Source organism: Enterobacter sp. WI-ESBL-E8 (assembly GCF_053364895.1).
Genome location: NZ_JBRWXJ010000001.1, coordinates 310,590 through 322,805 on the forward strand (window position 1 = coordinate 310,590; position 12,216 = coordinate 322,805).

Consider the following 12,216-nt stretch of genomic DNA (forward strand, 5'->3'; position numbering starts at 1 on the left):
CGGGTGCCTTTTTTATTTCCGAAATGCCACTCACCATTAGATCAAACTTTAATCTCAATAAAATCAACAAATTAATTGCAATTAAAAATTAAAATGGAAATTGTTTTTGATTTTGGAAAAAATATAGATAGTCTTAATTCTGCTGAGCGAAAACTACCCAACGATCTTTCGTTCGCATCGGGGGCGTGATTTTGGATCTTTGATGAGGAGCAGAGTAATGACTCAACAGGCAACGACGGTCGATGAACTGGCCTTTACCCAGCCGTATGGCGAGCAAGAACAGCAGGTTTTGACGCCAGAAGCGGTAGAATTTCTGACTGAGCTGGTGACCCGCTTTACGCCACAGCGTAATAAGCTGCTGGCGGCACGTATTCATCAGCAGCAGGAAATTGACGATGGCAAGTTGCCTGGTTTCATTTCGGAAACCGCTTCCATTCGCCGTGGTGAGTGGAAAATTCGCGGCATTCCTGAAGATTTACAGGATCGTCGCGTTGAGATCACCGGTCCGGTAGAGCGTAAAATGGTGATCAACGCCATGAACGCGAATGTTAAAGTCTTTATGGCCGATTTCGAAGACTCGCTGGCGCCGGACTGGCGTAAGGTCATCGAGGGGCAGATCAACCTGCGCGACGCTGTAAACGGCACCATCAGCTATACCAACGAAGCCGGTAAAATTTACCAGCTTAAACCGAACCCGGCGGTTCTGATCTGCCGCGTTCGCGGGCTGCATCTGCCCGAAAAACATGTCACCTGGCGTGGGGAAGCCATTCCGGGGAGCCTGTTTGATTTTGCGCTCTATTTCTTCCACAACCATAAAAACCTGCTGGCAAAAGGTAGCGGCCCTTATTTCTACCTGCCGAAGACCCAATCCTGGCAGGAAGCGGCCTGGTGGAGTGAGGTGTTCAGCTACGCGGAAGATCGTTTCAACCTGCCGCGCGGAACCATCAAAGCCACGCTGCTGATTGAAACGCTGCCTGCCGTGTTCCAGATGAACGAAATTCTGCATGCCCTGCGCGACCATATCGTCGGCCTGAACTGCGGGCGCTGGGATTATATTTTCAGCTACATCAAGACCCTGAAAAATTATCCCGATCGTGTGCTGCCCGATCGCCAGGTCGTTACCATGGATAAACCGTTCCTGAGCGCCTACTCGCGTCTGCTGATCAAAACCTGCCACAAGCGCGGCGCCTTTGCGATGGGCGGCATGGCGGCCTTTATCCCGAGCAAAGATGCTGAGCGTAACAATCAGGTGCTCAACAAGGTGAAAGCCGATAAAGAGCTTGAAGCACGTAACGGCCATGACGGGACGTGGATCGCGCATCCGGGTCTGGCGGATACGGCAATGGAAGTCTTTAACCGCGTACTCGGTGACAATAAAAACCAGCTGTTCGTCACGCGCGAAGACGATGCCCCGACGGCTGAAGAACAGCTGCTGGCACCGTGTGCAGGTGAACGTACCGAAGAGGGCATGCGCGCAAATATTCGCGTTGCCGTGCAGTACATCGAAGCGTGGATCTCCGGTAACGGCTGCGTACCGATCTACGGCCTGATGGAAGATGCCGCGACGGCAGAGATCTCACGCACCTCAATCTGGCAGTGGATCCACCATCAAAAAACGCTCAGCAACGGCAAGCCGGTGACCAAATCCCTGTTCCGCCAGATGCTGGCTGAAGAGATGCGGGTGATCCAGGACGAGCTGGGCGAACACCGCTTCAGCAGCGGACGTTTTGACGACGCCGCGCGCCTGATGGAGCAAATCACCACATCTGATGACTTAATCGACTTCCTGACCCTGCCGGGCTACCGCTTCCTGGCGTAACTCACCGCATAACAATATGGAGCATCTGCACATGAAAACCCGTACCCAACAAATCGAAGACTTAAAGAAAGAGTGGACACAGCCTCGCTGGGAAGGCATCCGCCGTCCTTACAGCGCGGAGGAAGTGGTGAAATTACGCGGCTCGGTCAACCCGGAATGCACGCTGGCCCAGAACGGTGCGGCGAAAATGTGGAAGCTGTTGCACGGTGGTTCCAAAAAGGGCTATATCAACAGCCTCGGTGCGCTGACCGGCGGTCAGGCGCTGCAGCAGGCGAAGGCGGGCATTGAAGCTATTTATCTCTCCGGCTGGCAGGTCGCGGCGGATGCCAACCTGGCGTCCAGCATGTATCCGGATCAGTCGCTCTATCCGGCTAACTCCGTGCCATCGGTCGTGGATCGGATCAACAACACCTTCCGCCGTGCGGATCAGATCCAGTGGGCCGCAGGTATTGAGCCAAACGATCCGCGCTTTATTGACTACTTCCTGCCGATCGTCGCGGATGCAGAAGCGGGTTTTGGTGGCGTGCTGAACGCCTTCGAGCTGATGAAATCGATGATTGAGGCCGGTGCAGCGGCCGTTCACTTCGAAGATCAGCTGGCGTCCGTGAAGAAGTGCGGACACATGGGCGGGAAAGTTCTTGTCCCAACCCAGGAAGCGATTCAGAAGCTGGTTGCGGCCCGTCTGGCGGCTGACGTGCTCGGCGTGCCGACGCTGGTGATTGCCCGTACCGATGCTGACGCGGCGGATCTGATCACCTCTGACTGCGACCCGTACGACAGCGAGTTTATTACCGGCGAGCGTACCAGCGAAGGGTTCTATCGCACCCATGCGGGCATTGAGCAGGCGATCAGCCGTGGCCTGGCGTACGCGCCGTACGCGGATCTGGTGTGGTGTGAAACCTCCACGCCGGATCTGGCGCTGGCAAAACGCTTTGCCGACGCCATCCACGCGAAATACCCGGGCAAGCTGCTGGCCTACAACTGCTCGCCGTCCTTCAACTGGCAGAAAAAGCTGGATGACAAAACCATCGCCAGCTTCCAGCAGCAGCTGTCCGACATGGGCTACAAATACCAGTTCATTACCCTGGCAGGCATCCACAGCATGTGGTTCAACATGTTCGACCTGGCTCATGCGTATGCACAGGGCGAAGGCATGAAGCACTATGTTGAGAAGGTGCAGCAGCCGGAATTTGCGGCGGGCAAAGACGGTTATACCTTCGTCTCTCACCAGCAGGAGGTGGGAACCGGTTACTTTGATAATGTGACGACCATCATTCAGGGCGGCACCTCCTCCGTCACGGCATTAACGGGATCAACCGAAGAAGCACAGTTCTAATCTTTTCCCCCTCTCCCCTCTGGGGAGAGGGGTGGGTAAGGGGAATATATGTCGCGTGGCCTGGAATTGCTGATTGCCCAAACCATTTTGCAGGGCTTTGATGCCCAGTATGGTCGTTTTCTGGAAGTGACCTCCGGCGCGCAGCAGCGCTTCGAACACGCTGACTGGCATGCGGTTCAGCAGGCGATGAAGCAGCGTATCCATCTCTACGACCACCACGTGGGGCTGGTGGTGGAGCAGTTGCGCTGTATCACTGACGGTAAAAGTCCGGATGCGGAATTTTTACTGAGCGTCAAAGAGCATTACACCCATTTGTTACCCGACTACCCGCGCTTCGAGATTGCGGAGAGCTTTTTTAACTCCGTCTATTGCCGGTTATTTGACCACCGCTCATTATCTCCTGAGCGGTTATTTATTTTCAGCTCCCAGCCTGAGCGACGCTTTCGAACCATCCCGCGTCCGCTGGCGAAAGATTTCTTTCCCGAGCGCGGCTGGGAAAAGCTCCTGCACCGCGTCTTAACGGATTTGCCGCTGCGCTTGCCCTGGGAAAATAAAACCCGGGATATCGGTTATATCCACGCGCATCTCAACGAAATCTTCGGCGCGGAGGTGCTCAGCCGCAGTCATTTGCAGGTCGCCAACGAGCTTTTCTACCGCAATAAAGCCGCATGGCTGGTGGGCAAACTGGTTACGCCAACCGCTATTGTGCCGTTTCTGCTGCCGATTCACCGTACCGACGACGGGGAACTGTTTGTCGATACCTGCCTGACCACCGGCGCCGAAGCCAGCATCGTATTTGGCTTCGCCCGCTCCTATTTCATGGTGTACGCCCCGCTGCCAGCCGCTCTGGTGGAGTGGCTACGCGAGATCCTGCCGGGCAAAACCACCGCCGAGCTGTATATGGCGATTGGCTGCCAGAAGCACGCCAAAACGGAAAGCTACCGGGAGTACCTGCGCTATGTCACCACGGCGGATGAGCAGTTCATCGAAGCGCCCGGCATTCGCGGCATGGTAATGCTGGTGTTTACGCTTCCGGGCTTTGACCGCGTATTTAAGGTGATTAAAGACAGGTTTGCGCCACAGAAAGAGATGACCGCAGCCCATGTTCGCGCCTGCTACCAGCTGGTTAAAGAGCACGATCGCGTCGGACGCATGGCGGATACCCAGGAATTCGAAAACTTTGTGCTGGATAAGCAGCAGATCGATCCGGCGCTCATGACGCTTTTACTGCAGGAAGCCTCCGGCAAAATCACCGATCTTGGCGACAAAATCGTGATAAGCCATCTCTACATAGAACGCCGCATGGTGCCGCTCAATATCTGGCTGGAACAGTCCGACGGCCAGGCGCTGCGTGATGCCATTGAAGAGTACGGGAACGCAATTCGCCAGCTTGCCGCCGCCAATATCTTCCCGGGCGATATGCTGTTTAAAAACTTCGGCGTCACCCGCCACGGGCGAGTGGTGTTCTACGATTATGACGAAATTTGCTACATGACCGAGGTGAATTTCCGCGATATCCCGCCGCCCCGCTACCCGGAAGATGAGCTTTCCGGTGAACCGTGGTACAGCGTATCGCCGGGGGACGTGTTTCCCGAAGAGTTTCGCCACTGGCTGTGCGCCGACCCGCGCATCGGGCCGTTATTTGAAGAGATGCATGAGGATCTGTTCCGCGCCAGCTACTGGCGCGGGCTGCAAACGCGGATCAAAAATGGGCATGTGGAAGATGTGTACGCTTACCGACGCAAGCAGCGGTTTAGTGTCCGATTTTCTCCCTCTCCCTCAGGGTGAGGTCAACATGTTTTCTCCCTCTCCCTGTGGGAGAGGGCCGGGGTGAGGGCATCAGGCCGCACTCAATCTTAACGGATCCCACCGTACGCCAGCGTCACCTCTTTCGCCGCCTTGATCACCAGCGCACCCAGTTCGGTCACGCGGTCATCGGTCATCCGCGAAATCGGCCCGGAGATAGATATGGCCGCAAACGGCTCGCGGTGCTCGTCGAAAATACAGGCCGCCAGGCAGCGCAGCCCCAGGGCATGTTCTTCATCATCAAACGAATAGCCGCGCTTGCGGGTCAGGGCCAAATCTTCTTTCAGATGCACCGGCGACACCAGGGTGGCGTGGGTATAGGCGGGGAGCCCTTTACGGTGTAGTAGCCCCGTCACCTGCTCCTCGCTCAGCTGCGACAGAAACGCTTTACCCGCCCCGGAGGCGTGCATCGGCAGCTTGCCGCCGATCGGCGCGGACATGCGCATCAGCTGCGTGCACTGCACCTGGTCGATAATAATCGCCTGGTGGTCGCTCTGGTCCAGCACCGCCAGGTTGACCGTCTCGCCGGAGTCTTCCATCAGCTTGCGCAGAATCGGATGCACAATCGCCAGCAGGTTGCGACTCTGCAGGAAGCTGCTGCCGACGATAAACGCATGCGCGCCCACCGCCCAGTGCCCCAGTTCGCCAACCTGGCGGACAAAGCCCAGCTGCTGCATGGTGGTCAGCAGCCGGTGCGTAGTGGAGTTCGGCAGGCCCGCCTGCTGCGCCAGCTCCGTCAGGGCCACGCTGCTGTGCGACTCGGCTATCCACTCCAGCAGCTTCAGACCGCGCGTGAGCGATTGAACCTGTCCGCCCTGTTGTGCGGCGGTGGTGGCAGCAGGCTTTCTGCCGCGTTTAGCGGGAACGGTCGCGACCATGACGATCTCCTTTTTCTGTATCGTGGAAATCATTTTCGTTTTATTTGGTGAATTTGCAACCGTTATCCTGACTGATCGGAGGAGTGATGGTGAACATGTCTCATGTTACCCCTGAGCGGCTTTTCCACCCTGCGAGATTATGCCAGTATGGAACGCAGCCTTTTGGCCATGTTGAGCGTTGTCGGGAGCAAGTGTGAGCAGCAAAGTAGAGCAACTGCGTGCGCAGTTAAATGAACGAATTCTGGTGCTGGACGGCGGCATGGGCACCATGATCCAGGGCTATCGCCTGAGCGAAGACGATTTCCGCGGCGAACGCTTCGCTGACTGGCCATGCGATCTGAAAGGGAACAACGACCTGCTGGTGCTCAGCAAGCCGTCCGTGATTAAGGATATCCATAACGCGTACTTCGAAGCGGGTGCGGATATCGTTGAAACCAACACCTTTAACTCGACAACCATCGCCATGGCGGATTACCAGATGGAATCCCTGTCGGCGGAAATCAACTATGAAGCCGCGAAGCTGGCGCGCGCCTGTGCAGACGAGTGGACGGTCCGCACGCCGGAAAAACCGCGCTACGTGGCTGGGGTGCTTGGCCCTACCAACCGCACTGCATCGATTTCACCGGACGTGAACGACCCGGCATTTCGTAACATCACCTTTGACCAGCTGGTTGCGGCCTACCGTGAATCGACCAGAGCGCTGGTGGAAGGCGGTTCCGATCTGATCCTGATTGAAACGGTGTTCGATACCCTCAACGCCAAAGCCGCGATTTACGCGGTGAAAGAGGAGTTCGAGGCGCTGGGCGTTGACCTGCCGATCATGATTTCCGGCACCATCACCGACGCCTCGGGCCGTACGCTGTCCGGCCAGACAACCGAAGCGTTTTACAACTCTCTGCGCCACGCGGAGGCGCTCTCCTTCGGCCTGAACTGCGCGCTGGGGCCGGATGAACTGCGCCAGTACGTCCAGGAGCTGTCGCGCATCGCGGAATGCTACGTTACGGCCCACCCGAACGCCGGTCTGCCGAATGCGTTTGGTGAGTACGATCTGGATGCCGACACCATGGCGGCGCAAATCCGCGAGTGGGCCGAGTCCGGCTTCCTGAATATCGTCGGCGGCTGCTGCGGCACCACGCCGGAGCACATCGCCGCCATGAGCAACGCCGTGGCCGGGTTGCCGCCGCGCAAGCTGCCTGAGCTTCCCGTTGCCTGTCGTCTTTCCGGCCTGGAGCCGTTGACCATCGGCGACGACAGCCTGTTTGTGAACGTGGGTGAGCGAACTAACGTTACCGGCTCGGCGAAGTTTAAGCGCCTGATCAAAGAAGAGAAGTACAGCGAAGCGCTGGACGTTGCCCGCCAGCAGGTGGAAAGCGGCGCGCAGATTATCGATATCAACATGGATGAGGGGATGCTCGACGCCGAAGCGGCGATGGTGCGTTTCCTCAACCTGATTGCCGGTGAGCCGGACATTGCCCGCGTGCCGATCATGATTGACTCCTCCAAATGGGAGGTCATCGAAAAAGGGCTGAAGTGCATCCAGGGCAAAGGCATCGTCAACTCCATCTCGATGAAAGAGGGGGTTGATATCTTTATCCACCACGCGAAGATGGTCCGCCGCTACGGTGCCGCCGTGGTGGTGATGGCCTTCGACGAAGTGGGCCAGGCGGATACCCGCGAGCGCAAAATTGAGATTTGCCGCCGCGCGTACAAAATTTTGACCGAAGAGGTGGGCTTCCCGCCGGAAGACATTATTTTCGACCCGAACATCTTCGCCGTCGCGACCGGGATTGAAGAGCACAACAACTACGCGCAGGACTTTATCGGCGCGTGTGAAGACATTAAGCGCGAGCTGCCGCATGCGCTTATCTCCGGCGGCGTGTCGAACGTCTCGTTCTCGTTCCGCGGCAATGACCCGGTGCGCGAAGCGATCCACGCCGTGTTCCTCTACTACGCCATCCGCAACGGGATGGACATGGGGATCGTTAACGCCGGCCAGCTGGCGATTTACGACGACCTGCCAGCGGAGCTGCGCGACGCGGTGGAAGACGTGATCCTTAACCGCCGAGACGACGCGACCGAACGCATGCTGGACCTGGCGGAGAAATACCGCGGCAGCAAATCTGACGAGGCGGCCAACGTTCAGCAGGCGGAGTGGCGTTCCTGGGACGTGAAAAAACGTCTGGAATATTCGCTGGTCAAAGGCATCACCGAATTTATTGAACTCGACACCGAAGAGGCGCGACAGCAGGCCTCCCGCCCGATTGAAGTGATTGAAGGCCCGCTGATGGACGGCATGAACGTGGTCGGCGATCTGTTCGGCGAGGGCAAAATGTTCCTGCCGCAGGTGGTGAAATCCGCTCGCGTGATGAAGCAGGCAGTGGCGTATCTCGAGCCCTATATCGAAGCCAGCAAAGAGAAAGGCTCCAGCAACGGTAAAATGGTCATCGCCACCGTGAAGGGCGACGTGCACGACATCGGCAAGAACATCGTCGGCGTAGTGCTGCAGTGTAATAACTACGAAATTATCGACCTTGGCGTGATGGTCCCGGCGGATAAAATCCTCAAGACCGCGCGCGAAGTGAATGCCGACCTGATTGGCCTCTCCGGGCTGATCACGCCGTCGCTGGACGAAATGGTCAACGTGGCAAAAGAGATGGAGCGTCAGGGCTTCACCATTCCGCTGCTGATTGGCGGGGCGACCACCTCGAAAGCGCACACGGCGGTGAAAATCGAACAAAACTACAGCGGCCCGACGGTGTACGTGCAGAACGCCTCGCGCACGGTCGGCGTGGTCTCCGCGCTGCTCTCCGACACCCAGTGCGATGACTTTGTGGCGCGCACCCGTAAAGAGTACGAAACCGTTCGCATCCAGCACGGGCGCAAGAAACCGCGCACGCCGCCCGTCACGCTGCAGGCGGCGCGCGATAACGATCTGGCCTTTGACTGGTCGAGCTATACGCCCCCGGTCGCGCATCGTTTGGGCGTGCAGGAGGTAACCGCCAGCATCGAAACGCTGCGCAACTACATCGACTGGACGCCGTTCTTTATGACCTGGTCGCTGGCAGGCAAATATCCGCGCATTCTGGAAGATGAGGTTGTCGGTGAAGAGGCGAAGCGCCTGTTTAAAGACGCTAACGACATGCTTGATAAGCTGAGTGCGGAGCAAACCCTTAATCCGCGCGGCGTGGTCGGCCTGTTCCCGGCGAACCGCGTGGGCGACGATATCGAAATTTATCGTGATGAAACCCGCACCCACGTGCTGGCGGTCAGCCGCCATCTGCGCCAGCAAACAGAAAAAGTGGGTTTTGCCAACTACTGCCTGGCCGATTTCGTCGCACCGAAGTTAAGTGGTAAAGCCGACTATATCGGTGCCTTTGCGGTAACCGGCGGTCTGGAAGAAGATGCGCTGGCGGACGCGTTCGAAGCGCAGCACGACGATTACAATAAAATCATGGTGAAAGCGATTGCCGACCGCCTGGCGGAAGCCTTCGCCGAGTACCTGCACGAGCGGGTGCGCAAGGTGCACTGGGGCTACGCGGCCAATGAGAACCTCAGCAACGAGGATCTGATCCGCGAAAACTACCAGGGCATTCGCCCGGCACCGGGCTACCCGGCCTGTCCGGAACACACTGAAAAGGGCACCATCTGGACGTTACTGGACGTAGAAGCGCATACCGGCATGAAGCTCACCGAGTCGTTCGCCATGTGGCCGGGCGCGTCCGTCTCCGGCTGGTACTTTAGCCATCCGGACAGCAAATACTTCGCCGTCGCGCAGCTGCAGCGCGATCAGATCGAAGATTATGCCCTGCGCAAAGGAATGAGCGTTGCTGAGGTTGAGCGCTGGCTAGCGCCGAATTTAGGCTACGACGCGGACTGAGGTCACTTTTCCTTACAACAAACAGGGCGCTCATTGGGCGCCCTGTCTCTTTCTTACGTTTAAACCCTTATACTGAACCTAAGGAAAACGAATAACGATAAGGAGGAAAACCTTCCGTGCTGACCCTGTTACATCTGCTCTCTGCAGTCGCACTGCTCGTCTGGGGCACCCATATCGTCCGTACCGGCGTGATGCGGGTCTTTGGTGCCCGTTTACGTACCGTTCTCAGCAGCAGCGTTGAGAAGAAGCCGCTCGCCTTCTGCGCGGGCATTGGCGTAACGGCGCTGGTTCAGAGCAGTAACGCCACAACCCTGCTGGTCACCTCCTTTGTGGCGCAGGATCTGGTGGCACTGGCTCCGGCACTGGTTATTGTGCTGGGTGCCGACGTGGGTACCGCGCTGATGGCGCGTATCCTGACGTTCGATCTCTCCTGGCTGTCTCCGCTGCTGATTTTTGTCGGCGTTATCTTCTTCCTCGGCCGCAAGCAGACGCGGGCCGGACAGCTTGGGCGCGTGGGGATTGGCCTGGGGCTGATCCTGCTGGCGCTGGAGCTGATTGTGCAGGCGGTCACGCCTATCACCGAGGCCAACGGCGTGCAGGTCATCTTTGCCTCCCTGACCGGTGACATCATGCTGGACGCGCTGATCGGCGCGGTGTTTGCCATCGTCAGCTACTCCAGCCTGGCCGCCGTGCTGCTGACCGCAACGCTCACCGCTGCGGGGGCGATCTCCTTCCCGGTGGCGCTGTGCCTGGTGATCGGGGCTAACCTCGGCTCTGGCCTGCTGGCGATGCTCAATAACAGCGCCGCCAACGCTGCCGCGCGTCGCGTGGCCCTCGGCAGCCTGCTGTTTAAGCTGGTGGGTAGCCTGCTTATCCTGCCCTTTATCCATCCCCTGGCGAACCTGATGGACAACCTCCCGCTGCCGAAGGCGGAGCTGGTGATCTATTTCCACGTTTTCTATAACTTGGTGCGCTGCCTGGCGATGGTACCTTTCGCTGAGCCGATGGCCCGATTCTGCGAACGCCTTATTCAGGATGAACCGGAGCTGGACGCGCGCCTGAAACCGAAGCATCTGGATACCTCCGCGCTAGATACCCCGGCGCTGGCGCTGGCGAATGCCGCTCGCGAGACGCTGCGCATGGGCGACGCCATGGAAACCATGCTCGAAGGCCTGCAAAAGGTGATGCACGGCGAGCCGCGAGAAGAGAAAGAACTGCGCAGGCTGGCGGACGATATCAACGTGCTTTATACCGCCATCAAGCTTTACCTGGCGCGTATGCCGCAGGATGAGCTGGCGGAAGAGGAGTCCCGCCGATGGGCGGAAATCATTGAGATGTCGCTTAACCTTGAGCAGGCCTCAGATATCGTTGAGCGCATGGGCAGCGAGATCGCCGACAAATCCCTTGCCGCGCGTCGGGCGTTTTCAGGTGAAGGCCTGAAGGAGCTGGAGGCGCTGCACGAACAGCTGGTGAGCAACCTGAAGCTGGCCATGTCGGTCTTCTTCTCCAGCGACGTGCCGAGCGCGCGCCGCCTGCGCCGCAACAAGCATCGCTTCCGCATTCTTAACCGTCGCTACTCGCACGCCCACGTTGAGCGTCTGCACCAGCAGAACGTGCAGAGCATCGAAACCAGCTCGCTCCACCTGGGGCTGCTGGGCGATATGAAACGCCTCAACTCGTTGTTCTGCGCGGTGGCCTACAGCGTGATGGAACAACCGGATGAAGATGACGAGCGGGATGAGTATTAATTTCTGAAAGCGCCTCGCAAAACCGTTTCGCGAGGCGTGACATCTTATAACGCGCCATTTACTCTTCAGACCTTACATTTTTAAGGGAATAGAAAATGCTCGTTTATTACGCTACACTTCGCCAATTCATGCGCATTCCTATGGGGGTTTTCATGCGCACTACGCATGGCATCAAAAAATCAGTCAATGTGTCGTTAGCGCCAGAAATCCTGGAAGAGGCGAGACGGCTTAAACTTAATCTCTCTGCCGTGCTCACGGCTGCACTGCAGGAGCAGTTTCGTGCGCATCAGCGTGCAGAGTGGTTAGCAGAAAATAAAGCTTCTATCGAGGCCATTAACCAATGGGTTGATGAAAACGGCTCCTTTAGTGACTTTCAGAGGTCGTTCTGATGGAGCAATATTTTGCTTATGAGAATGAAGGTAAGGGGAAAACTGCCTATCCTTGGCTAATCAATATGCAGCATCCGGTGGCCAATGTGATGAAACATGTCCTGGTTGCTCCCGCAGTTGAGCTTAGACACCTGGGAGGCATTCAACCGCCTGCGAAAGTGTGCCCTGTCGTTGAGATAGCGGGTAAGCCTTGCGTGGTCATGGTGCATATGATGGCAGGCATATCGCCAAAAGAGTTAGGCGAGCGTGTCGCCGATCTTACGCAAAACCGGGCTTCATTGCGGGATGCACTCGATTTTTTGATCAACGGTTACTAACACTTTTTTGTCAGCCGCAAGGTAAGGTATATTTCGCCCTTCACAG

General features: G+C 57.4%; 8 protein-coding genes. 7 read left to right on the top strand and 1 reads right to left on the bottom strand.

Annotated features, from left to right (window positions below):
- Positions 1–217 precede the first annotated feature (217 nt).
- Genes aceB through aceK form a run of 3 tightly spaced genes read left to right on the top strand, consistent with a single transcriptional unit; the run spans position 218 to position 4,943 of the window.
- Positions 218–1,819 carry a malate synthase A gene (gene aceB, locus ACWHWP_RS01500; protein WP_059312977.1) on the top strand — a complete coding sequence of 534 codons (1,602 nt, stop codon included), beginning with the start codon at positions 218–220 and terminating at the stop codon, positions 1,817–1,819.
- A 31-nt stretch (positions 1,820–1,850) separates the two neighbouring features.
- The gene (aceA, locus tag ACWHWP_RS01505; RefSeq protein ID WP_059312976.1) at positions 1,851–3,155 is read left to right on the top strand and encodes an isocitrate lyase; all 1,305 of its coding nucleotides are present in this window, start codon (positions 1,851–1,853) and stop codon (positions 3,153–3,155) included.
- A 48-nt stretch (positions 3,156–3,203) separates the two neighbouring features.
- Positions 3,204–4,943, top strand: coding sequence for a bifunctional isocitrate dehydrogenase kinase/phosphatase (aceK, locus tag ACWHWP_RS01510; RefSeq protein WP_447854939.1), 1,740 nt, complete (start codon positions 3,204–3,206; stop codon positions 4,941–4,943).
- A 68-nt stretch (positions 4,944–5,011) separates the two neighbouring features.
- On the opposite strand, the gene iclR is transcribed toward aceK, so the two are convergent.
- Positions 5,012–5,839, bottom strand: coding sequence for a glyoxylate bypass operon transcriptional repressor IclR (gene iclR, locus ACWHWP_RS01515; protein WP_074164757.1), 828 nt, complete (start codon positions 5,837–5,839; stop codon positions 5,012–5,014).
- 193 nt (positions 5,840–6,032) lie between these two features.
- Here iclR and metH point away from each other — a divergent pair, with 193 nt between their 5' ends.
- The 4 genes from metH to ACWHWP_RS01535 all read left to right on the top strand — a co-directional run bounded on the left by metH (position 6,033) and on the right by ACWHWP_RS01535 (position 12,170).
- Positions 6,033–9,716 (top strand): methionine synthase, encoded by a 3,684-nt coding sequence (gene metH, locus ACWHWP_RS01520; protein WP_447854941.1) that lies wholly within the window; start codon positions 6,033–6,035, stop codon positions 9,714–9,716.
- A gap of 116 nt (positions 9,717–9,832) precedes the next feature.
- On the top strand, positions 9,833–11,464 hold the full coding sequence (locus ACWHWP_RS01525; RefSeq protein WP_059312972.1) for a Na/Pi cotransporter family protein: 1,632 nt from the start codon (positions 9,833–9,835) through the stop codon (positions 11,462–11,464).
- A gap of 95 nt (positions 11,465–11,559) precedes the next feature.
- Complete coding sequence (locus ACWHWP_RS01530) at positions 11,560–11,853, top strand: type II toxin-antitoxin system CcdA family antitoxin (RefSeq protein ID WP_059312971.1); 294 nt, start codon at positions 11,560–11,562, stop codon at positions 11,851–11,853.
- Entirely contained in the window at positions 11,853–12,170 is a 318-nt protein-coding gene (locus ACWHWP_RS01535; RefSeq protein WP_059312970.1) for a CcdB family protein, read from the top strand. Before ACWHWP_RS01530 ends, ACWHWP_RS01535 begins: the two co-directional genes overlap by 1 nt.
- Positions 12,171–12,216: the final 46 nt, after the last annotated feature.

Bases quoted from the DNA above. Each gene is read 5' to 3' on its own strand.
- aceB (WP_059312977.1), top strand. From the start codon at position 218: ATGACTCAACAGGCAACGACGGTCGATGAACTGGCCTTTACCCAGCCG.
- aceA (WP_059312976.1), top strand. From the start codon at position 1,851: ATGAAAACCCGTACCCAACAAATCGAAGACTTAAAGAAAGAGTGGACA.
- aceK (WP_447854939.1), top strand. From the start codon at position 3,204: ATGTCGCGTGGCCTGGAATTGCTGATTGCCCAAACCATTTTGCAGGGC.
- iclR (WP_074164757.1), bottom strand. From the start codon at position 5,839: ATGGTCGCGACCGTTCCCGCTAAACGCGGCAGAAAGCCTGCTGCCACC.
- ACWHWP_RS01530 (WP_059312971.1), top strand. From the start codon at position 11,560: ATGCTCGTTTATTACGCTACACTTCGCCAATTCATGCGCATTCCTATG.
- ACWHWP_RS01535 (WP_059312970.1), top strand. From the start codon at position 11,853: ATGGAGCAATATTTTGCTTATGAGAATGAAGGTAAGGGGAAAACTGCC.